Here is a 23,043-nt window from a genome sequence, read left to right on the forward strand (position 1 = left end):
AAAAAGTTATATCGCAGGAGAAATAAGGGTATGAATAAACAATTAAAAAATCTTGCATTAGGACTAGGCTTGCTTTTACTTTTTTCTATGGGAATAAGTAGCAAAGCAGCTAGTTTTAATAAAGTATCAGTTGATGAGGCAGAAACTTTATCAGCAATTAAAGCAAAATCTTCTAGTTTAATACTAACAGGAAATACAGAAGCTTTACTACTAAGTTGTATTGATTACAGGTTAACTAATGAAACAGAAAACTATATGACTAGTCGAGGACTCTCACACCATTATGATCATGTAATGCTAGCTGGTGCTTCTTTAGGTGCGCACAATAAAAAATTTCCTACTTGGGAACAAACTTTTTTAGATCAAGTAGATGTAGCCATTAATTTACACCACATCCATAAAGTTATTGTTATGGATCATAGAGATTGTGGAGCATATAAAGTAATTTTAGGCTATGAAGCTTTAGATAAAGAGCCAGATAAAGAAAAGTCTATTCATAAAGAGCAAATGGAGTCTTTAACAGATATAATTCAAGAAAAACATCCTGATCTTGATGTGGAAATGCTGTTGATGGGATTAGATGGAAAGGTAGAAAAAGTAGATGAAAGAATAGGCCATAAAATAAATAATAATGAAGGAGAGAATAATTAAAAAATAATTTTGTCTGTCATTTATTTTTTTCCATCCATATAGCTTATATCAAAAGTAAGCTATATGGATGGAAAAAGTTTATTAGCTGCTAATAACTTAGCTAATTTTTAGAAGAAATTTGATTGGCTAATTCTGTTTGCCCAAATTCAGTGGCTTTTTGTGCGAGTAAAGCTAAAGTTTCTTTACTGGAATCAAAACTAATTATTCTCTCTGCAACAGTTTGAGCTTGTTTTAAGTCTTTAACACCTAATAAAGCCGTAAAGTATTTTACGCTCTCACGAGTTGTCAATCTTTTTAAGTTTGAAGCTAGTGTATCTTGTTGTTCTTTTGTTAATTTTGATTTGTTCTCCATTTCCTTATAAGCTTCCAATGATCTACTATATAGAGCTATTCTTTTTTCTATTTTTTCAAGAGTATTTCCTGCACTTTCTACAATGTCATTGTAGCGTTTAGCTTCTAACAAAGTATCTAATAAACTGTCTAGCAAACTAGCTTCTAGCAATTTTTGATTGTTTTGTTTAACTTTTGTATAAAATGACAAGTTTCGATCAGTGCCATCTTTGCCTAAGTATTTGTTAATAGCGATAAAATCATATGCTAAGAAGAGAAGAGTTTCATTAGATTCAATCTTTTGAACATCATTTAACTGTTTTTCTGCTTTGTTGCTACGTTCAATCAAAGCTTCTGAAGCTGGAGGATATTTTTGACCTAATTTAGCAATATAACTAAGTAAAAATGATGTACGCACACCTGCATAATTTGGCTCATGCTTTAGCCCTTCATCAAAACACCATAAATAATGGGTTAAAGCTTCTTCGTATTGACCAACTCTAGCAAGTTCTCCTGCATAATTGTCTCTTATTGAAGGATCATTAGCATTTTGTATAAATTCTTCTTTTGCTTTAATTAAAGCGGTTTTTCCTGCTAAAGCATCTTTAGCATTAGATAAAAAGGCGGTGGGTTCACGATAACCAACAATTGAATCTAGTAATTTGCCTTCAGGACTGATAATAGCAATTGTTGGATAAGCTGAGACTTTATAACGCTCGGCTAGAGATTCTTCTTTTTCAGCATCTATTTTTAATGCTATGGTGTTTTGTTCTAACCAGTTGATTACATCTTTATCTTTCCAGGTTGTAGCATCTAATTTTTTGCAAGGGCCACACCAGGTAGTAAAAAAGTCTATAAGCACAACCTTTTTTTCTTCTTTAGCTTTTAAGCAAGCTTTATCAAAATCTAAGCTGTAAAATGGAGATTGTGCAAACGTAGATAGGGAAAAAGAGATTAAAAAGAGAATTGTTAGTAGCAAATATTTCATTTTTATCCTTCTTTCTTGTTTATTGTTGTCATTAAACTCAGAAGTTCTAAAAAATATTCATTATTTTACTAGGAAATTACCATACCCAAATTATAATGTATTGATTTATTATAGATTGGTATAAATAATTACAACATTTTTCTAGGATTACTTAAAAAATGAAAAAAGTATTTTATTCACTATTAGTTTTACTGATGATTTTTATTCTTTCTTGTCAAAGTGGTGGCAAAGAAAATTTGATTATAGGCTCAAAAAATTTTACAGAATCAATTATTTTGGCTGAACTGCTAGCGCAACATATTGAATCTAGCACAGGACAAAAAGTTAGCAGAAAATTTAATTTAGGTGGGACATTAGTTTGTCATCAAGCTTTAATTGCTAATCAAATTGATATTTATCCTGAATATACTGGGACAGCTTTAATGGCAATTCTACAAGAACCTGCACAAACTGACCCAAAAATGGTTTATCAAACCACAAAACAAGCCTATGAAAATAAATTTAATGCTACATTGGCCGAGCCTTTAGGTTTTAACAATACTTTTGCTATTTTGATTCGTGGCGAAGAGGCGAAAAAGCTTAATTTAACTACTATTTCACAAGCTGCAAAATATACTTCTGACTGGCAAGCAGGCTTTGGTTATGAGTTTGTAAGCCGTGCAGATGGTTTTGCTGGCTTTGCTGCAAAATATCAATTGAAGTTTAAGCAAGCACCAAAAGAAATGGATCTGGCCCTGACTTACAGAGCATTAGCTGAAAAACAGGTAGATTTAATTGCTGGTAATTCAACTGATGGACTAATTGCTAGCCTGGATTTGTTTATGTTAGAGGATGACCAAAATTATTTTCCACCCTACCAAGCCGTGCCGGTTGTCCATCAGGAGACTCTAAAACGCTTTCCAGAGTTGCAAAACATATTAAATAAATTAGCAGGAAAAATTAGCGAAAAGGAAATTCAAAAGCTTAATGGTTTGGTTGATATTGACCATAAAGATATAGGCGAAGTTGTAAAAGAATTTCTAGCATCAAAAAAATTGTAAATAGAAAATTTAAGAGGTTTTAATTGAAGCTTTAATTGATGTGTTACTGCTAAATCTTATAGTTAGAATAGAGAAAATTACTACCATTACTAATGCAATAGCACTTGCAACGCTCCCTTTTTCATTAATAAGAATGTATCCAAAAAGAGCTACAACAGGAAGCCGGAGAATTTTAATTGTTCCAGCCTTTAACGCTCCTAAATGTTGCATTCCATAATATAAAGAGCTAACAGCTAAACTAACTATTAAACCAACAACTGCACCAACAGCTAAACTTCCTAGCCAATTGCTAGATTGACCACCTAAAGAGGAGTTGCCTAGGAAAATTACTAGCATTGCAGAAAGAATTGCTAAAACTGTTTGCATTGCTAAGACAAAAGAAGGAATAGCATCTTTTTTAACAACTTCACCTGCAACAAGCGAAAGACCTGTGCTAGCAATTCCAACACAGCTAATTAAAATTGCTAAAGTAGAAAGTTTTTCGGGCCACTGTCCAACTGTAGCACAACTTGCTATCACGAGTAACACCAGAAAAATAAGAGCTTTAGCTGTTAATTTACGTTCTTGTATAAAACGATGTGCAAACATTAAAGGTAGTAATGAAAGCGGCTCAATTAAGCCTACTAAAGCTACTGGAGCAACACGAATTGCTAAATAAAATGATAAACCACTTAGGGCAGAAAGCGTAAGCGCAGGCCACCAGGCTTTCCAACTTACTTTAGAAAATCTACCACCAAAAAATATTTGAATAATGGCAGCCATTGTACATTGAGCAAAAGCTATTAGCCCTGTAGAGAAATTTGCTTTAGCTGCTAGTCTTAAGGAAATAGATTCACCTGCAAAAACTAGCATAGCAAAAGTTACTGATAAATAAGCAATTAAAGGAATATTATTTTGTTTTTGGTCTGAAATAAGGCTTTTCCTATATAGAGATTAACATTTTTATCTATTTTAAAATGTAGTTTTATATAGGTTTTCTATGTTGAGAAGCAACTATTTTATCCGCCAAAAAGATTTAATACTAACTACAGCGTAAACTAAATAAATTAATATTTTGAATTCTGAAGCCCAACAGGGCGTGCATAGTCATTTAATGTTAAGAAAAAACTATGTCGCCCCGCTAGAGTTTAAGGTTCGAGATCTTACATTTTATTTAGTTTATGGAGTATTTATTTGTTATTTAAGTTAAAACGAAATGTTAGTACACCAGAGACTTTTACAGGCTTACCATCTATTGAAGTAGGGTTAAATGTCCATTCTTTTGCTGCAACAATAGCACTTGCTTGTAGCAATGGATGACCTGAAACAACCCGCGCAAGAGCAACTTTGCCTTCTTCATCAATAGTAATTTCTACTACAACATCACCTTCTACTTCTGCGGCTTTTGCTACAGCAGGATATTGAGGCAAGGCTTTATTTATTGCATTGCTACGTAAAACACCTTCTGAACGTCGGATAATGCTTGGCATAGGTATATCTACGCCCTTGGATGCTAAATCTTGTTGTAAGGAACCTAACTTAAAGCGGAATGATAATTCAGCAGAAACTCTTACAGCTTTACCATCTAATTCAAAAGGCTTAAATGTCCATCCCTTAGCGGCAGTAACAGAAACATCTTGTAATAATTCATGTCCAGAAGAGGCTTTAGCACTAACAACTTTGCCTTCTTCATTAATAATAATTTGAACTGTTACATCGCCTTCAACATTTTGTTCTTTAGCTTCTTTTGGGTATTCTGGCGAAACTCTATTTGTAGCAAGTCCGCGAATTACACCTTCAGAACGCTTAACAATATTTTCATCTGTTTGGCTTGCATCAGAACTAAGTGTAGTTGTACTTTCAGCTAAACTACCTAGCTTAAAGCGAAATGTTAATATTCCTGATACTTTTACAGCTTGGTCATTTAATTTAGTAGGCTTAAATGTCCATTGTTTAGCCGCTTCTAGTGCAGCATCAACTAATAATTCATGACCTGACATTGCACGTGCATTGCTAACTTTGCCCTCTTCATCAATGGTAATTTCAATAACTACATCACCTTCAACATTTTGTTCCTTGGCGACTCTTGGATATTCTGGCGCGGTTCTATTTAAGGCACTACCGCGTAATACACCTTCTGAACGTCGGATAATGCTTTGTGTAGCAGCAGTTTTAGTTTCTGCATTAACAATATCTAATGAAAGTGTTTGAAAGAAAAATACTGATATAATAGCGACAAAAGATAGTACAAATAGTTTTTGCATAAAGACTTACTCCACATTTAATTAAAATTATATTGCTTTGTTGTTTGGGTTGATCAGACACCAAGAGAAAAATTTTGTTCCCAACTTCTAAAGAAAAATCTTAAAATTTTCCAGAAAATCTTAGAAGTTTCTTCTAAAATATTGTATTTAATTAGATAAGAGTAAAATCAATTAGGAAAAATTAAATTATGAGCAAACAAATTTATGCAATTGTTAGATATTTTCCAGAAAATGAGCCAACAAAAAATGCTTGTGACCAGGTTTATTTAGAGCTTGAAGCAGAAAATAAACACCAAGGTAAATTTAAGTTTTTTACCGAAATTTATTCTTCTGACTGGGGAGATCATATAAAAAAAGTTGTTGGCTATCTTGGAACTTATCAAGAAGACACAGAAAAAATAATTTGTCAAAGTGAGTACAAATATACTTTTGATGGCCTTAATGACCATGAAATGCAAACACATGAAAAAGATGAAAAAACGATTTCTTGCACAGAAATTTTTACATTTGCAAAGTCTACTGATGAAGTTCTTTGCCCTATAGATGGAAGACTTTTATCAGGCGATATATTAGAAAGTTTTAAGGGCAAGCCTATGAAAAAAGATGTAGAAATTTATAAATCTGATTTTTGGAAAAAATATACAAAAGGCGTAAAAATACCAAACAGCTAGCAAGTTAATGGTTTTGAAAAAATATTGTAAATTGTGTTGGCCCGCCTATATCGCTTTCTAAAGAAAAGCTAAAATGGTGGTTGCTTAGTATTTCTTTTACTAACATTAAACCTATTCCTTGACCATTGTCTTTAGTAGTAAAAAATGGAGTAAAAAGCTTTGCTTGTACTTCAGATGAAATGCCTTTGCCAGTGTCAATAATCGTGACAAAACTGCCCTGATCATTTTCACCTAATTTAATTGTAATAGAGCCTTTGTTTTCAATTGCTTCAATAGCATTTTTTAAGATATTAACAAAAACTTGCTGCATTTGAATTTTATCCATTTCAACAGGCTTAAGATTTTTTACTATTTCCCAATGCCAATCAATAGAGCGTTTTTGACATTCTGAGCGCAAAAGAATTTCTAGGGTTTCTAGCAGTTCTTTAACATTTGTGGCGGAGAGTTTTGGATTAGGCAAGCGTACAACTTCAGCCAAGCTATTCATAAAAGTGTTAAGTTGTGCAGTGCGGGAAATAATAACTTTTAATGCTGTTTCAAAATCTTCTTGGTCATCTAAATTTAATTGATCCTTATAATTAAGACAGGAATTTAGCAGCGAATTTGTTGCAGCAATTGAATTATTAACCTCATCGACATCATACGAATTAGCTTTTCATAGGCTGCTTTTTCTGATTGTTGTAATTCTTCGGTTAGCTCTTGAAGTAAGAAAAAATGTCTTGGAAAACCTCGGTCAAAAAACTCTAGACGTTGGCATTTAATACGTCTACCTGCGGCTAAAGAGATAATGCTGGCTTGATAGGTGTCTATTTCTGGTAAAACTTGGCAAAAAGGTTTATTTAGCTCTTCTAAGCTTTTTCCTATTAAATCTTGTTTTGCATTTTGTAAAATCTTCTCTACACTAGGGTTAGCAGAACTAATTTTTCCATCAAAATCAAAAATTAAAATTCCTGAAGGCGAGGCAGCCAAAATTTTATCTAAAAAAAAGTTTTGCTCTTGTAGTTGAATTCGTTCATTTTTTAGTTGGTCAATCATTTTATTATAAACGTTAATTAGCTGGTCAATTTCTTCTTGTCCAACTTCAGGAAAACGAGATGTAAAATCCTGTTCAGCAATAAATTTTGTTCCTGTTTTAATTAAATTTAAGCTACCAAAAAAAGAGTTAATTAAGCGCAATCCATAAAGTAGGGTGATTAAAAATAAGCTTTCTAGGAAAAATAGCCAAATAGGGTAGAAGAAAAAGACGGCTAAAGACAGCCCGACAAAGACAGTGTGAAGTAGCAATAAATACAAAATAAATTTGGTGCGTAGCGTCAAACTTTAATCCCGTATTTTTCAAATCTGCGATATAAAGAAGTTCTTGTAAGCCCTAAAGATTCAGCAGTTTTAGAAATATTTCCTGAATGATGTTTTAAGCTCTTTAGTATCATTGCTTTTTCTATTTCATCTAAAGTCATACTTCCAACATCTGGCAACGCATCGCTAGTTTTTGCTTTTTCTAGTTCACGTTGTTCAAGATCTAAGGAAAAAGCAAAATCTTCTTTTTGCAAGGTTTGATTATTAGTGATTAAAATTGCTCGCTCAATAACATGGCGCAGTTGGCGAATATTTCCCGGCCAAGGCAGTTCTTGAAGCCACTTAAGCGCGTCCTGGCTAACTGTTAAATCTGCACGATAGTAATTTGCTCCAATTGTTTTTATAAAATGCTTTGTTAGCAGTGCAATATCGTCTGATCGTTCACGAAGAGCAGGCAAATGCAGTGAAATTAAATTTAGTCGATAAAGCAAATCTTCTCGAAATAGCCCCTTAGTTACTAGTTCTGTTAAAGGTCGGTTAGTAGCAGCAATAATTCTTACATCTACGGTTTGTGTTCGGCTTGATCCTAACACTTCATAGGTACGATCTTGGAGGACGCGTAACAGTTTAACCTGTGAATTAGGGTCTAAATCTCCAATTTCATCTAAAAAAATTGTTCCTCCATCAGCTAGCTCAAAACGTCCTTTGCGGTTTTGCATCGCACTAGTAAAAGCACCTTTAACATGTCCAAACATTTCACTTTCAAAAAGTGTAACTGGGATTGCTCCTAAATTAACCTTAATAAAAGGCTTATTGCGGCGATTGCTATTTTGATGTATGACTTCGGCTAAAACTTCTTTGCCTGTTCCGCTTTCACCTGTAATTAAAACTGAAGCATCTGTAGCACTAACTCGGCTAGCGATTTCTAACACCTGCAATAGAGCAGTGTTTTCACCTAAACACTTGCTTAAATTATAGTTAGCGGCTAACTCCTCTCGGCTAATGGCTTTTTTCTTTAGCGGTTCTCGGCTTGCGTCTGCGAGTTCTAAAACAGTTCTAATTGATTGTATTAATTGCTGGTTAGTCCAAGGTTTTGTAATAAAATCTGTTGCTCCTGCCTGCATTCCCTTTACAGCCAAAGAAATTGAACCCCAAGCAGTCATTAAAATTACTGGTAAAGAAGGATACTTAAGCTTAATTTCTGAAAGTAAGTCTAAGCCTTCTTCACCAGTGGTTTTCCGTGAAAAATTCATATCTTGTAAAACAAGGTCAAATTTTTCTTTATCAAGTTTTTCTAATGACTCATTTATTGAATAGGCAGATTTTGAGCGATAACCCGCTTGTTTAAGCAATAATGCTAGAGACGTGGTTACAGATTGGTCATCATCTATAATCAAAATTGTCTTATTCATAAATAAACCTAATATAAATAATTAAAATTATTCATAATGTAGTGCTTCTGCTGGTGGAATACGTGCTGCTAAAGAACTTGGATATAATCCACAAATAATAGTTAATAAAGCAATTATTCCACAGGACAACAAAATTGTAATTATATAAACTTTAGCTGTAACAAAATCAAAAAAGCCAGGCAGCGGAAACTGAATCACAATTATAGTGCCTGCTGTTAAGGCAATAGAAGTTATTACTAGCAATTCTCCTAGAATTTGGTAATAAATTTTTCCTCTTGTTGCACCATTGGCCCGACGTAAGCCTATTTCTTTGATTCGTTGAGTGACGTTTTGCCAAAGCACTCCACTAAGCCCTAATGCAACCATGATCATTAGAAAAACTGCAACTATAGCAACTGCTAAAACTGGCGATAAAATCCCCTTTATTTTTTTATTACGCAAGTCTTCTAGTGTTTGTATATTAAAAGACCAATCCTTAGCAATAGAAAGAAAATTTCTTGCTAGTTTTTCTTCAAAAGCTGCGGTTGTTCCTGGACGAAGTTTAATAATAAAATTTGGTACAAATCGCATTCGTATACTTGAAGCGTCTTTGATGTTGATATTATTGCGTATAAGTATGTAGCTTTTTGGAGCTACAAGTTCTGTATCGTCTCGAAAATCTAAAACTAAACCCACTATTTTATAAAGTTCTTCTTTTGATCCCATATTTATAACTTTACCAATAGGAGATTCATTAGCAAAAAGCTCTTGGCTTAGTTTTTGGTTAATTATTATTGGTATTGTAGATTCTGCGTCATCATCTTTACTAAACCATCTACCTTCTAAAAGTTTTATATCCAAGACTTTAGCCATATCATCTGTAACAAAATTTACAGATGGTTCATGCTTTTTACCTGCATAATCAAAAGAGGATATACTTTCGCTATTGTCAAAAACATTTGTATTAACACCTGCAATTGATTCAACTTCTGAAAATTCTTTTGCTGATTGCATAAGCTGTTTAATTACTTCTATTTGTTTAAGCTTATCCTCATCTGAACTATATGCACCTCTATTTATTCTAACTGACCAAACATCTTGATAAGTAAATCCTAGAGGATAAGTATAAATATCTACAAAGTAAACTCCAAACGCCATTACAGCAAATACTACTAAAAAGGAAATAAAAACTTCTAATATAATTAAAAAATTAGCTCGTTTTCTATTCCAAACAATCTTAAAAAGTTGCTTAATCATCTTAAACTACCGCCTTTCAACGCTTCTACAGGGTTAAGTTTAGACATTCGCCAAGCTGGATAAACTCCAGAAAATAAGCTAAAAAATACTGTAATAATTATTCCATAAAAGAAAACTCTATAGTTAACTTGGAAACTTCCATATTGGATAATAGAGCTATGGTTAATAAGCTGTAAGGTTAACATTGAGCCAACAAAACCTAGCAAACCACCTAGGGAGGTTAAAATCAAATTTTCTGTAATAAATTGTGCTACAAGTGTTCGAGACGAAGCCCCAAAAGCTTTTCGTACACCAACTTCAGATGCTCGCTCTAAGATTCTACTAACGTTAATATTAATTAAGTTAATTGCTGGCAGTAGCATAAATAGAGTCATAAGGCCAAGCAAAATGCCTATAAAACGGCTTGGATTGGGATTAGCTTCTACAGAATTGAAAGCTTCTCTAGAAAGAACTTCTAAAGCTGTATCAGCAAAGCAACTTATTTGCTCGTATTCCTTCTTAAGTTCTGTAGGAAACTCAACTGTTTTCATTCGTGCAGCAATTTCAGCTTTTATTGCTGGAAAATCAGCCCTGCTTTTTGCTAGTAGAGTAGCTATGCAACTACCCATTAATTCAGTTTTATAAGCAGCATTTTTACTAGTAGATAGTGGCACCCAAATATCTGCATAAGCTGAATTATGTAGTTGAGAGACATTTTCCACCACACCAACAACTTGAAATTTTTGGTCATCAACTTCTATTTGTTGACCAACAGCACTTTGACCAGGGAAAAACTTTTCTTGGGTATTTTGGTTTATTACTGCAACAAAATTAGCATTTTTCTCATCTTCGGTTGTGATTGGGCTTCCAGCTAAAAACTTAAATTGTAGTATTTTCCAATACTCTCCATCTGTATGTTTAAGAGCAGAAACAATTTTTTGACCTCGTACATAAGAAATTGCTGGGCTAGATTCTGAATGAATGCTCATTAACTCAACACCTGGCAGGTTTCTAGCATAATCATTTAGCAGTTTATACCCAGGATTACCATTCCAAATGGAGTCTTTTCCCTTAATTTCAGCAAAAAACATTGTTAAACTACGATCTTTATTTATTTCTGGAGCCATTGGTGCAAGCACATGGTCAAAAATTGAACTAACAACAATTAAAACTACCAAAGTAAAACTAATAGCAAATAGGCTAATAAAAGTAAAAAATTTTCTTCGTTTAAGCACTAGAAAAGCAATTTTTACATAGTTCTTTAACATTTCTGCCTCTCTTTATATTTCTTGTTATTTTGTTTAATAATCAAGGGTTAGCTAACTTGGCGACCGTCAAAAATGCGTACAATTCGCTTAGTTCTTTCCGCCATACGCTTATCATGAGTAACCATTACAATAGTTGTTTTTTCTTCTTCATTAAGACCTATCAGCAAATTCATAATTTCTTCACCCATTTTGCTATCAAGGTTTCCGGTTGGCTCATCGGCTAGTAAAATTTTAGGTCGTCCAACAATTGCCCTTGCAATTGCTACTCGTTGTTGTTGTCCGCCTGAAAGTTGGGAAGGAAAATGAAAAACCCGTGAGCTTAAACCAACGTGATCTAAAGCTTTAAGTGCCATTTGCCGACGTTGTGAGTTAGAAAGTTTACGGTAAAGCAGAGGGATTTCTACGTTGTCAACTACGGTTAAGTCATTAACTAGATGAAAACTTTGGAAAATAAAGCCTATTTCCTGATTTCTAACATTAGCTAAATACTTGTCTTGATAGCTAGTTACAGCCTTTTCATTGATAAAAATTTGCCCCTTGCTTGGAGCATCTAGCAGCCCTATTAAATTTAGCAAAGTGCTTTTGCCACAGCCCGAAGGCCCCATTACAGAAATAAACTCGCCTTCTTTAACATCTAAATTAACATTCATCAGGGCTACAGTCTCAACGCGAGAAGTACGGTAAACTTTTTCAATATTTTCTAATTTGATCATTTAATTAATCTCCTAATTTAATAATGCTGGAGGTTGTTTTTACTCTAGTTTTACTTCTGCTAAATGTAGGTAGTCGCGCATATCAGAGATAATTACTTCATCACCTTCTAATAAGCCGTCTACTACTTCATAAGTATCAAAATTAGCTATTCCAATTGTGACAGGCACTTTTATTGCAAGTTCGCCGCGAACAACAAAAACATTTTGTTTGCCATCACCATTAACAAATGGGCCTTTTCTTATTCTTAAAACGCTATCTTTTTCACTAGCAATTATTAGGACATCTACTCTTAAATTAGCACGTAGTAGCGAGCTAGTTTTATCTTCTAAACTAATAGCTAGAGTAATTGCACCATCTTTAATAGTTGGTAAAACACTAGCAATAAAGCCTGACAAATAATCATCATTTATTTTTGCTTTAACTTTTTGTCCAACTGAAATTTCTTTGGCATGAATATCTGAAGTAGTAGCTTCAACACGATAGCTTTTTAGGTCGGCAATTCTAGCAATTACATCACCTTTGCGGATGGTTGCACCTGTTTCTAGTACAACCCAAGTTATTACTCCATCGCTGTTAGCACGAGTTGTAGCAAGTTCTAAGAGTCGTGTTGCTTCGTCACGCTCTTTTCTTAAAATGTCGGTTTCTAACTTTAAGCCAGCTATTTCTGTGTTATTTGCTTGTTGTGCATTTAATTTTGCTTCTTCTAGTTGCTCTAGCTCAATTGATGCTTTGGCGGCTAAAAGTTCTGATTGTCTATAAAGATTTTCTGCTAAAAGACCTTGCTGGAAGAGTTTTTGGTTTTGTTGGGCTTGATTTTTTAAGGCTTCTCTATCAAGCTCTTTAAGTTTTACTTGGCTTTGAAGTTGGCTAATTTTTTCATTTAATGCTAGTTTAGCTTTTTCTTGTCGATTTTCTCTTAAGGAAAGTTCTTGATTAACTTTTTCTAAAGCTAAAATAGAAGCATTAGTGTCTAGTTGTAAAATCGCTTCATCTTTAGCTACTTTATCTCCGGGACGTTTAAGAATTTTTAGCACTCTAGCATCAATTGGACTAGAAATAACTTGCTCAAATTCAGGTAAAATAACACCTGAAGCACTAATAGTTGACTGCATCGCACCTCGATCAACTGATGCTGTACGGATGCGGACACGTTTAATCGTAGGTGTAAGCCAATTCCAAGCAAAAGAAAAAATTCCTACTACTAAAGAAATTACCAGTAAAGAACCTAGGATTTGACGCGCTATTTGCCTACTTTTATAGTCTTGATCAAGTGGAAGATCCATTGTTAATATCTCCGCAAAGTTAAATAAAAATAAAAATTTTTATAGAGATATTGATAATAACTGCAAGGTGTGTACCAAAGGGTAACTAATGGATTTAATAGCAGTTCTAGTAATTACTTGATTTTAAGTTGTACAGATCCGGTCAAAAAAATGTACGCAATCGTACAATGATTATTATTCTAAAGTGCGAACATCTTGTATTTAGGCAAGATGCCCGCACTCCCAGAATAATAAAACAAATGATTATTTAGCTTCTTCTGGTAGACGAACAATTTCAACTGAGCAATGAGCGCGAGAAGCTATAGCAGTAGAAACACTACCTAAAAGTAATCTTTTAATCTTACCAAAGCCTCTTGAGCCAATAAAAATACTATCTGCACCCCAACCTTCTGCTTCTTCTAAGATAACTTTACGAGGATCACCTGTTCTAATTATAGTAGAAACGCTTAATCCGTTAGCTTTTAGCTGAGCTTCAAGAGCTTGTTCTAGCACTTGTTTAATGCTAGATAATTGGTCAGCTTCAGCCTTAACTTCAGGTTTAGAGTCAGAAGAATCAACAAAGCCTAAAATAGCTTTATAGTCTTTAGGCTCAATATTTCCAGTAGCAGTTAGTAAAACTACTTCAGAGCCTTTATTCCAATTGCGATTTGCAACTGAGCGAATAGCAGCATTTGATTCAGGCGAGCCATCAACAGCAATAACAATTCTTGCAGGCTCATCACTCTCTTGAACACGTCCGCGAGCAATGCGAACAGAAGTATGAGCCTCTGTAGCTACTTTTTGTGAAACACTGCCAAGAAAAAATCTTCCAACTGCTGATAAACCTTGTGAACCAACAATAATTAGATCTGGATGATAGCTTTCCGCTTTTTTAAGAATTTCTCTAGCAGGTGCGCCAATAGCCGTTTCTAGTGAAATTGTCCATCCAGGAAATAATGTTTTTAGTCGCTCTACAGCTTTTTCTGCTGTTTCTGTTGCCAATCGAACATCAAGTTGAAAAGTATCTGTAAACTCTGTTTGTGCTAGTCCATAGCTAGGCGGTGGAACCAGCCACATTTCTGCAACAGCTATAACTAATGCTTCTGTATCATTAGGTAAACCTGCTAGTCTTAAATCATCTAACATTGCTGTAGAAGCTTCCGATCCATCATAGCCAATTAAGATTTTCATATTTTTACCCTTAGCCTTTCTTATTAATTAAATGGTTTAGTTACTTAGGTTATATGATTAGGTCGGAGGTTATTTTGTGGGTGTTTGCACTTTACGAACAATTTCAACTGAACAAGGAGCATGAATTGCTACTTTTTGAGCAACTGAACCAAGTAAGAATTTAGTTAGTCCCTTTCTTCCATGAGTTCCAAGCATAATTAAATCTGCTCCCCATTCTTTTGCTTCATTAATGATTTGTTCTGCTGCAATACCTTCACAAATTACATAAGAAGCTTTCAATCCTTTACTAGATAAAGTATCTGCTGCTGCTTCTGCAATAAGTTTGGTACTAGCTCGTACTTCTTCCCACATTTCACTGAGTTTTAAAGAATACTCACCAACACTAATTGAACCAAGTGCAGAATGTTCAAGTACAGAAATGATACGAAACTCGCTATCAATAGGCCATAGACGCATAGCTACTTTTTCAATAACAAGATCACTACAAGGGGATCCATCCGTAGCAATTAAAACTGCCATAAGGACTCCTTAATTGTTAGTGCAATCAGGTTTTTAGCACTGTTAAGTTTATTGACCCTAATTTTATCTAATTTTATTAACTTAGTTTTCAGCAAAATATATGCCAAGACTTAAAACAACTACTTAACTGAGTTATAATGCGCAAATATCTTTATTCAAGAAAAATTTCGCAATTAGTAGCTGCGGAAAATTCCCCAATTTATAAAACATTTATGAGTGAAAATACTAAACAATGGCAAACCTTAGCCTTACTATCAATTGCAGAGCTTCTAGGGATGACGCTTTGGTTTAGTACTGCTGCTATGTTGCCTGCTTTACAAATTGAATGGAAGCTTACAGAATCTCAGTCTACATGGCTAACTTTAGCAGTACAACTTGGTTTTGTTGTTGGAACGCTCTTTAGTGCTTTATTTAACTTGTCAGACATTATTAACACTCGTCGTTTTCTAGTTATTAGTGCTTTACTTGGAGCAAGCTTTAATTTTGTTTTAGCTCTGTTTGCTAATGATGCTAGTTTGGCAATAATGCTAAGGTTTTTAACAGGAGTTTGTTTAGCTGGAGTTTACCCGCCAGCAATGAAAATAATGGCAAGTTGGTTTCGTGCTGGGCGAGGTTTAGCTATTGGAGTTTTAATTGCAGCCTTAACTTTAGGAAAAGCTTTTCCCTATCTAATTAATGCTATAGGGTTTGAAAGCTGGCGGCATAATGGAGTGATGGTTTCTTTCTTGGCTGCTTTTGGGGCATTGATTGTACTATTTTTTGTTGCTGATGGGCCTTATGCTTTAGCTCCAGCAAAATTTGATTTTAAGCAAGTAAGAAAAATTATTGGTAATCGAGGTGTTAGACTAGCGAACTTAGGCTATTTGGGTCATATGTGGGAACTTTATGCAATGTGGACTTGGTTGCCAATAATGTTAAGAGCTAGTTTTCAAGGACAAGAAAACAGATGGGCCGAATATGGGTCTTTTTTAGTTATTGGGGCCGGTGCTTTAGGCTGTGTTGGGGCTGGTTTTTTAGCTGATAGAGTTGGTAGAACTTTAGTAACTTCTTTAGCTATGGTAATTAGCGGACTGTGTTGTTTAACTATTGGACTACTTTTTAATGCTAATCCTGTTTGGCTAATAATTCTGGCTATTATTTGGGGGGCTAGTGTTGTGGCAGATTCAGCACAGTTTTCTACTTGTGTTACTGAACTTGGCGAGGCTGAATATATTGGGACTGCATTGACACTACAAACTTGCCTAGGCTTTTTACTTACTATGGTTTCTATTAAATTAGTAGGAGTTTTGGAAAAAATTGTTGGCTGGCAATATGCCTTTGTTATACTAGCTCCAGGCCCAATACTAGGCACCCTAGCAATGCTTTATCTAAGACGTTTACCTGAAGCAATGAAAATTGCTCAAGGAAAAAAATAATTAATTTTAAGGAGTAAGTTACTTATGTCTGATAAAATTAACAAATCAGATTCTGAATGGAAAAAAGAATTAAGCCCTGAACAATACCAAGTTTGTCGTAAAAAAGGCACAGAACCACCTTTTTCTGGGGAATATTACTATAATAAAGCTGAAGGAGCTTATTTATGTAGTTGTTGTGGTAATGAATTATTTAATTCTGATGCTAAGTATAATTCTGGTAGCGGTTGGCCTAGTTTTTGGCAGCCTATTACACAAGACAGTGTGCATGTAGAAAAAGACTATAGCCATTTTATGGTTAGAGAAGAAATAACTTGTAGCAAATGTGATGCTCATCTAGGGCATGTTTTTGAAGATGGCCCAGCACCTACATTTTTACGCTATTGTATTAATTCTGTGTCTCTAAAATTTGTTCCTAAAAAATCAGACTAACTTGTTTATGGCTAATGAGTTAACTAAAAATGAACTACTAGAAATTTTAACTAAGAAAAAGTTAATTAGAATAAGGATTAAAAAACTATTTATGGTATTTATAATAATCTTTGTTTTATTAGGTTTTATCTTAGCTAGTTGGGCATTTTGGTTTGAGCCTAATAGTTTGGCAATTAAAAAAGTTGAGATAAAGCTAGAGAATTGGCATAAAGAACATGACGGCTTAAAAATCGCTATTTTAACAGATTTGCATGTTGGTTCACCTCATATAAATTTGGAAAAACTCTCTTTTTTAGTAGCAGAAACGAATAAAGAAAAAGTTGATTTAGTACTAATTCTAGGAGATTTAGTAAGTACAAAGGTAAAAGGAGGCCAATTTATTGAGCCTGAACCAATTGCAGAACTATTAAAAGGCTTAAAGGCAGAAAAAATAGTAGCTATTTTAGGTAATCATGATTGGTGGTATAACGGAGAACGTGTAAGAAAAGCTTTGCAAGATGTTGGAATTATTGTTTTAGAAAATAGTTCAATTAGTTTTAGTAAAAATGAAAAAAATATTTGGTTAGCCGGTCTAGCAGATTTTTGGACAAGAAAAGTAGACTTAAATAAGACTTTAGAAGAAACTAAAGACGATAACCCCATTTTGCTTTTAACACATAATCCAGATATTTTTCCTGAAGTTCCAGAGCAAATAAGCCTAACTTTGGCTGGTCATACTCATGGTGGACAGGTAAAACTTCCTTTATTGGGTAGACCTATAGTTCCTTCTAAATATGGTGAACGCTATGCTATTGGGCATGTTAAGGAAAATAACAAAAATCTTTTTGTAGGTAGTGGTGTAGGTACTAGTATTATTCCTATAAGATTTTGTGTTCCACCAGAAGTGACAATTTTAACAATAAAAAAGAGTAGTAACTAATTACTACTCTTTTTTATTATTGCTATAATAACCAAATATAATTACTTAAATGTAAATTCAAGAACTGTTTCACCTAAATAAACTTGATCCCCTGGATTAAGTTTTTTACGTTGTTGTGCTGGTAAAACTGCACCATTTAACATACTACCATTAGCACTCCCTAAGTCTTCAATAAAGAAATCTTTACCATCAAAATGAACCATTGCATGGCGACGGGAAATTTTACCAGAGCTATCAAATTGTCCTAAGTCAATTTCTGGAGTAATTCCACGAGCAGGATCATTACGACCAATTAAATTAGCTTCCTTTTTAATATAAAAGGAAAATGAAGCACCAGAAATGCTATGAATAATTTTAAGCATCCCTTCTACAGGTTTTTCCTCGGTAATTATTTCTGCATTTTCTAAATTATACCTATGTCTTTCTAAGGCTTTTTTCATTTCAGCAGCAGACTTAAAACGATCTACAGGTTTATGTGAAACACATTTACCAATTATTTCATCAATCCCTTTAGTTAATTTAGGATTAATTTGCATTGGTCGAGGAAAACGGGAAAAGTCAAAAAGTAGCAAAGGATTTGATTGTGGATCTTCTCCTGTCAACAGATGAAACATTGTTGCACCAAGTGAATAAAGATCTGAACGAGGTTCAACTTTGCCTGCAAAAAGTTCTGGAGGTGCATAACCCATTGTTCCAATTGCAGTTACATTCTTTTGAGCCGGTGTAACTGTTCGAGCAATACCAAAGTCTACTAGCATAACCCTCTTAAGTTTAGTATCTAGCATTACGTTAGCAGGTTTCATATCACGATAAATAATAGGAGGATCAAGGTTATGAATATAATCAAACACATCACAAAGCTGAATGGCCCAATCAACTACGATAGCTTCAGGTAGGTAGCCGGTTTCTGAGGATTTTAATTCTTGTTCTAAATCCCGGCCTTGGATGTATTTCATGACCAAATAGTAGCGGCCTTCTCCAGCAGCAAAGTAGTCAAAAACTGTAGGGATAGATGGATGTTCTAAGTTTGAAAGTACGCTAGATTCACGTTTAAAGTCTTCTACAGCTTTTTTACGGGATGCTTCATCAGGAAATTTGCCTATCATTTCTTTTACAGCGCGTTGAGCTTCAGCTAAATGCTTGTCCGTTGCAAGATAAACATTGCCCATCCCACCACCACCAAGCCATTTTACTATAGTGTATCTGTTAGCCAGGACACTGCCGCTTGCTAGTTGTTCAGTTTGTTCAGTCATTAAAGATAAACTCCTTGATAGCTCAAGTTGATTTAAATGTCAGAGTATAACATAAGCTTTAACTGGGTAAAAATATGAAAAAATTAGCTTTTCTGAAAATTTTTGATAACAGAAGATTTTTTGATCTTACCAGTTTTGGATTTTTTGTTTAACACCATGAATGCACAATTTAAGGCAAAAAATCAAGCTGTTAAATAAAAATTAATTGATTAACTATGTCCCAAAATATTATGGGGTTGATATAGTTCTTCTAAAAAGCTTTCTTCTTCATTTGTTAAACTAATATCTAAGGAAGCTACAATGTCTTCTAGCTGTGATACTTTGCTTGCTCCAATTATTGGTGACACAACTGAGGGTTTGTTTAGAAGCCAAGCAATTGCTATTTGACTTGGGCTAACATTTTTATTTGCAGCTATTTGAGCTACCCTATCTGCAATATCAAAGTCTGATGCAAGATTATAAAGTTTTTTAGAAAAATCGTCTGTTTCTCCTCTAAGGGTTTTACTTTGACCATCTTTAGAACGATTTCCAGAAAGCACTCCTCTAGCCAGCGGACTCCAAGGAATGACTCCAATACCTTCTTCTTTACATAAAGGAAGCATTTCTCTTTCTTCTTCACGATAGGCTAAATTATAATGATTTTGCATGCTAATAAAATTACTCCAAGCTTTTGATTTAGCCAGATAAATTGCTTTGGCAAATTGCCATGCAAACATACTAGAAGCTCCAAGGTAACGGACTTTTCCCACCCGGACTAAATCATTAAGTGCTTCCATAGTTTCTTCAATTGGTGTGTTATAGTCCCAACGATGAATTTGATAAAGATCTACATAATCTGTTCCTAGTCTTTTAAGAGAAGCATCTATAGAAGCAAAAATATGTTTACGAGACAGCCCACCTTGATTTGGAAGTTCATTCATAGGGAAAAATACTTTTGTAGCTAATACTATTTCATCTCTATGGGCAAAATCTTTTAAGGCACGTCCAACAATTTCTTCGCTTACACCTAGAGAATACATATTAGCTGTATCAAAAAAGTTAATTCCTAAATCTAAAGCTTTTTTAATAATAGGGCGGGAATCTTCTTCTTCTAGTACCCATTCGCGCCATTTTTTGCTACCAAAAGTCATACAACCCAAACAAATTCTAGAGACTTGCAAACCAGAACGCCCTAAGTTCATATATTTCATAGCTTTAATATTGCTCCTTAAGAGTATTTATTAGTTTAATAATGTTTTGCTATTAGACGACGAGTAGCATTTTGCCCATTATCAATGTCTTGTTCTATCAATACAGAAAAGTTTTTTGGCAAATATTTTCTTGGTTCATCACCTTCTAAACACCACTCAGAACGAAAGGAGGGATGATAACACAAATGTTTTTGATTAAAAGTTTCCCAAGCAATAAAACCGCCTTTAATTACTGACTTACAAGCAGATAGAAAACAAGACCTGTCCCAATATTTTAGTCCCAAAACTAGCGAAAAAGAGTTTTTTTCCGCTTGCCAGTGGGACAAATCTGCTTGTAAAAGTGTTATTTTTGACTCTAAAACTTTTTCCCTAGCGACTTTAGATAGTAACTGCAATGCTACTTCGGAAATATCTATTCCTACAACATTGTAGCCTAGGCTTGCTAGTGATAAAACATTGCCAGATAATCCACAAGCTAATTCTAGAACAGGTGCCGAAGGTAAAGATAATTTAGTTAACTCATCTAAAATTGGGTGGGGTAGAAAATTAATTTTTGTTGTAGCTAAATATTTTTGATCCCACTTTAATTTATCAGGATGATTTGATAATGAGTTAAGAGTATTTACTAGGTGCATAATTATTAATTCAGGAAAATTTTATGAGTTCTTCTTCTAAACCAATGGCAGAAAAAATTTGTCTTGTCACCGGAGCTACATCTGGAATTGGAAAAGTAACGGCTCAAAGTTTAGCTAAACAAGGTGCAAAAGTTATTATAGTTAGCCGAAGTAAAGAAAAATGTGCTTCTACTGTAGAAGAAATTAAAAAACTTACTGCTAATAGCGAAGTCGATTTTATTGCAGCAGATCTAACTAGTCAAAAAGAAATTCATAAACTAGCTAAACAATTTACTGGCTCCTACCCTAGGCTAGACGTACTGGTCAATAACGCAGGAGGCTTATTTTTATCTCGTGAGTTAAGCCCAGATAATATTGAAATGACCTGGGCCTTAAATCACTTAAATTATTTTCTACTTACAAATTTACTAATAGATAGCTTAAAAGCTAGTCAGGCGGCTAGAGTAGTTAATGTATCTTCTGTAGCGCATGAAAATGGAAATATTGATTTTGAAAACTTACAAGGAGAAAAAATATTCTGGTTGGGGAGCTTATTGCCAGTCTAAATTAGCTAATGTGTTATTTACCTATGAGTTAGCTCGAAAATTATCTAAAACAAAAATTACTGCTAACGCGCTACATCCTGGGGTAGTAGGTACAAATTTTGGAATAAATAATAAAGGACTAATTGGAAAGCTTATACAACTATACTTAAAAATATTTTCTATTAGTGATAAAGAAGGAGCAGAAACTAGCATTTATTTAGCTAGTTCTACAGAAGTTCAAGTGGTGACAGGCAAATATTTTATTAAGAAAAAGCAACATAACTCTAAACCTATTTCTTATGATGAAGGGATAGCTAAAAGGCTTTGGCAACTTAGCAAAGAGTTAACTAATTTGGATAGCTCTTTATAAGGACAGGTAGGAAATTAATAATTTTTCAAATCTTGCAGCTAAGCTTGTTGATGGTGTATTATCAGGGCAGCACTCTACCAAATTAAGCACAACAGCTTATTTGATAACTGCATCAAAAACTTATATTAATTTTGATAATTAAAAACCTATTTTCTTTAGGGGGGCGAATGTCGCTAAAAGGAAAACTTCTTATTGTTGCTTTATCGGCTGCCATAGCATTCTATGCTGTAGTTGGCGGCTTTCTTTCAGTTCATAAGGACGTTTTTGCTAAAGGGGATCCTTATGTACAAATGCGGATCTTTAGTGAAGTCCTACGTCATATTGTACGTGATTATGTTGATGAGCCAGATTTAGAAAAAGTTAAAATCGGTGCATTACGTGGTTTAGCTGATGGGTTAGACCCTTATAGTGCTTACCTAAGTCCAGAACAAGTAAAGAAATTTAATTCCCCCCGTACAGATTTAGCTGGCGCAGGTATGATTATTTCTAAAGTATCAGGCTATATTTATGTTGTTTCTGCCTTAAAAGGCTCACCAGCAGAGCAAGCCGGACTAAGAGCAGGAGATTTTATAGAGTATATTGATACTTTACCGACTAGAGATATCACCCTATATGATGCAGAAGAACTATTATCAGGACAAGCGGCTTCAGAACTTGAATTAAAAGTTTTTCGTCGTGGCCGTGCCTATAAAACCAAAATTAAACGTGCAGTTGTAAACCAACCTGCAATTGAATCTAATATTTTAGAATCAGGCATTGCTTACCTAAAAGTTACTTCTTTAGCTGATGGCAAAGCAGCAGAAATTAAAAAACAATTAGCAGAACTTCAAAGTAAAGGTATGCAAAAGCTAGTTTTAGATTTGCGTGGTGCTGCTAATGGTTCGATTGAAACAGGTGTAGAGGTAGCAAATTTATTTGTTAAATCTGGTACACTTGCAAAAGTTATAGGCCATAAAAATGCTGTAGAAAAAACCTTTGAAGCTGATGCAAGCAAAGCTATTTTTAATGGTCAAATTGCTTTAGTAGTTGATCGTAGTACAGCAAATGCAGGTGAAGTAATTGCAGGCGCGATTTTAGGAAATAAACGTGGTGAACTTGTTGGTGAAAAGACTTTTGGAGCAGGTTCAACACAGAAATTATTTGAATTAAAAAATGGCTCTGCAATGTTACTAACTATTAGTAGATATGCTGATCCAAGTGGGGTAGCTTTTCTAAAGGAAAGCCCAGGAATTATTCCAACAGTTGAAGCAAAAGCAGTTGTAGCAGAAGAAATTCTACCAGAAGATAATGAAGCAGAAGAAGATGATCAAGCTAAAGTAGAAAGCCCACAACTACCTATTGAAAAGCCTACAGCCGATGATGTTCAGTTAAAGAAAGCTTTAGAAGTATTAAAATCTAATGGTCAAACCACAACAGCTAAAGATGAAAAGGCTGTTAAACCATCAGAAACACCAGTACATCATAAAAGTGCAAGTGCTGGTTCTAGCTTATAAATTATTAAGTTAAAT

Annotated in this window: 22 protein-coding genes and 1 pseudogene; 8 read left to right on the top strand and 15 right to left on the bottom strand. The window is 34.3% G+C overall.

The features are described 5' to 3' along the window. Positions 1-30 precede the first annotated feature (30 nt). A complete protein-coding gene (locus tag IPK14_14980) occupies positions 31-651 on the top strand; it encodes a hypothetical protein (protein MBK7994629.1) in 621 nt (206 codons plus the stop codon). Positions 652-751: 100 nt separating this feature from the next. Here IPK14_14980 and IPK14_14985 read toward each other — a convergent pair whose 3' ends face one another. Beyond that, positions 752-1,969 carry a thioredoxin family protein gene (locus IPK14_14985; GenBank protein MBK7994630.1) on the bottom strand — a complete coding sequence of 406 codons (1,218 nt, stop codon included), beginning with the start codon at positions 1,967-1,969 and terminating at the stop codon, positions 752-754. A 158-nt stretch (positions 1,970-2,127) separates the two neighbouring features. Between IPK14_14985 and IPK14_14990 the strand changes: the two genes are divergently transcribed. Next, positions 2,128-3,009, top strand: coding sequence for an ABC transporter substrate-binding protein (locus IPK14_14990; GenBank protein ID MBK7994631.1), 882 nt, complete (start codon positions 2,128-2,130; stop codon positions 3,007-3,009). A gap of 9 nt (positions 3,010-3,018) precedes the next feature. Here the strand turns inward: IPK14_14990 and IPK14_14995 are convergent, their stop codons facing one another. Together IPK14_14995 and IPK14_15000 are read right to left on the bottom strand one after the other, a co-directional pair. Beyond that, positions 3,019-3,861 (bottom strand): DMT family transporter, encoded by an 843-nt coding sequence (locus IPK14_14995; GenBank protein MBK7994632.1) that lies wholly within the window; start codon positions 3,859-3,861, stop codon positions 3,019-3,021. 317 nt (positions 3,862-4,178) lie between these two features. Next, the gene (locus IPK14_15000) at positions 4,179-5,252 is read right to left on the bottom strand and encodes an energy transducer TonB (GenBank protein MBK7994633.1); all 1,074 of its coding nucleotides are present in this window, start codon (positions 5,250-5,252) and stop codon (positions 4,179-4,181) included. A gap of 188 nt (positions 5,253-5,440) precedes the next feature. Between IPK14_15000 and IPK14_15005 the strand changes: the two genes are divergently transcribed. Beyond that, positions 5,441-5,923, top strand: coding sequence for a hypothetical protein (locus IPK14_15005; protein ID MBK7994634.1), 483 nt, complete (start codon positions 5,441-5,443; stop codon positions 5,921-5,923). Positions 5,924-5,927: 4 nt separating this feature from the next. Here the strand turns inward: IPK14_15005 and IPK14_15010 are convergent, their stop codons facing one another. The 9 genes from IPK14_15010 to IPK14_15050 all read right to left on the bottom strand — a co-directional run bounded on the left by IPK14_15010 (position 5,928) and on the right by IPK14_15050 (position 14,800). Continuing rightward, complete coding sequence (locus IPK14_15010) at positions 5,928-6,410, bottom strand: GHKL domain-containing protein (GenBank protein MBK7994635.1); 483 nt, start codon at positions 6,408-6,410, stop codon at positions 5,928-5,930. A gap of 104 nt (positions 6,411-6,514) precedes the next feature. Next, positions 6,515-7,240, bottom strand: a complete 726-nt coding sequence (locus tag IPK14_15015; GenBank protein ID MBK7994636.1) for a PAS domain-containing protein — start codon at positions 7,238-7,240, stop codon at positions 6,515-6,517. Next, positions 7,237-8,631 (bottom strand): sigma-54-dependent Fis family transcriptional regulator, encoded by a 1,395-nt coding sequence (locus IPK14_15020; protein ID MBK7994637.1) that lies wholly within the window; start codon positions 8,629-8,631, stop codon positions 7,237-7,239. The genes IPK14_15015 and IPK14_15020 overlap by 4 nt, the downstream gene beginning before the upstream one ends. A gap of 27 nt (positions 8,632-8,658) precedes the next feature. Then, positions 8,659-9,867: an ABC transporter permease gene (locus IPK14_15025; GenBank protein ID MBK7994638.1), complete on the bottom strand. Its 1,209-nt coding sequence runs from the start codon at positions 9,865-9,867 to the stop codon at positions 8,659-8,661. Further along, positions 9,864-11,114: an ABC transporter permease gene (locus tag IPK14_15030; protein MBK7994639.1), complete on the bottom strand. Its 1,251-nt coding sequence runs from the start codon at positions 11,112-11,114 to the stop codon at positions 9,864-9,866. Before IPK14_15030 ends, IPK14_15025 begins: the two co-directional genes overlap by 4 nt. 47 nt (positions 11,115-11,161) lie before the next feature. Further along, positions 11,162-11,827 carry an ABC transporter ATP-binding protein gene (locus IPK14_15035; GenBank protein MBK7994640.1) on the bottom strand — a complete coding sequence of 222 codons (666 nt, stop codon included), beginning with the start codon at positions 11,825-11,827 and terminating at the stop codon, positions 11,162-11,164. Between the two features lie 39 nt (positions 11,828-11,866). After that, the gene (locus IPK14_15040; GenBank protein ID MBK7994641.1) at positions 11,867-13,111 is read right to left on the bottom strand and encodes an HlyD family efflux transporter periplasmic adaptor subunit; all 1,245 of its coding nucleotides are present in this window, start codon (positions 13,109-13,111) and stop codon (positions 11,867-11,869) included. Between the two features lie 243 nt (positions 13,112-13,354). Further along, positions 13,355-14,281 carry a universal stress protein gene (locus IPK14_15045; GenBank protein ID MBK7994642.1) on the bottom strand — a complete coding sequence of 309 codons (927 nt, stop codon included), beginning with the start codon at positions 14,279-14,281 and terminating at the stop codon, positions 13,355-13,357. Between the two features lie 69 nt (positions 14,282-14,350). Beyond that, complete coding sequence (locus IPK14_15050) at positions 14,351-14,800, bottom strand: universal stress protein (GenBank protein ID MBK7994643.1); 450 nt, start codon at positions 14,798-14,800, stop codon at positions 14,351-14,353. A 212-nt stretch (positions 14,801-15,012) separates the two neighbouring features. On the opposite strand from IPK14_15050, the gene IPK14_15055 reads away from it, so the two are divergent. The 3 genes from IPK14_15055 (at position 15,013) to IPK14_15065 (ending at position 17,563) form a co-directional block, all read left to right on the top strand. Then, positions 15,013-16,215, top strand: a complete 1,203-nt coding sequence (locus tag IPK14_15055) for an MFS transporter (GenBank protein ID MBK7994644.1) — start codon at positions 15,013-15,015, stop codon at positions 16,213-16,215. A gap of 24 nt (positions 16,216-16,239) precedes the next feature. Next, entirely contained in the window at positions 16,240-16,644 is a 405-nt protein-coding gene (gene msrB, locus IPK14_15060) for a peptide-methionine (R)-S-oxide reductase MsrB (GenBank protein ID MBK7994645.1), read from the top strand. Between the two features lie 91 nt (positions 16,645-16,735). Then, a complete protein-coding gene (locus tag IPK14_15065; GenBank protein MBK7994646.1) occupies positions 16,736-17,563 on the top strand; it encodes a metallophosphoesterase in 828 nt (275 codons plus the stop codon). Positions 17,564-17,604: 41 nt separating this feature from the next. Here IPK14_15065 and IPK14_15070 read toward each other — a convergent pair whose 3' ends face one another. From IPK14_15070 to IPK14_15080, 3 genes are all read right to left on the bottom strand, one after another. Then, complete coding sequence (locus IPK14_15070) at positions 17,605-18,816, bottom strand: protein kinase (protein ID MBK7994647.1); 1,212 nt, start codon at positions 18,814-18,816, stop codon at positions 17,605-17,607. 209 nt (positions 18,817-19,025) lie between these two features. Continuing rightward, on the bottom strand, positions 19,026-20,006 hold the full coding sequence (locus IPK14_15075) for an aldo/keto reductase (GenBank protein ID MBK7994648.1): 981 nt from the start codon (positions 20,004-20,006) through the stop codon (positions 19,026-19,028). Positions 20,007-20,041: 35 nt separating this feature from the next. Next, positions 20,042-20,641, bottom strand: a complete 600-nt coding sequence (locus tag IPK14_15080; GenBank protein MBK7994649.1) for a class I SAM-dependent methyltransferase — start codon at positions 20,639-20,641, stop codon at positions 20,042-20,044. A 44-nt stretch (positions 20,642-20,685) separates the two neighbouring features. On the opposite strand from IPK14_15080, the pseudogene IPK14_15085 reads away from it, so the two are divergent. Together IPK14_15085 and IPK14_15090 are read left to right on the top strand one after the other, a co-directional pair. Next, a pseudogene (locus IPK14_15085) lies at positions 20,686-21,535 on the top strand (SDR family oxidoreductase). Positions 21,536-21,702: 167 nt separating this feature from the next. Then, entirely contained in the window at positions 21,703-23,028 is a 1,326-nt protein-coding gene (locus tag IPK14_15090; protein ID MBK7994650.1) for a hypothetical protein, read from the top strand. The last annotated feature ends 15 nt before the right edge of the window (positions 23,029-23,043 follow it).

The sequence above is a fragment of the Blastocatellia bacterium genome (assembly GCA_016713405.1).
Taxonomy (GTDB): domain Bacteria; phylum Acidobacteriota; class Blastocatellia; order Chloracidobacteriales; family JADJPF01; genus JADJPF01.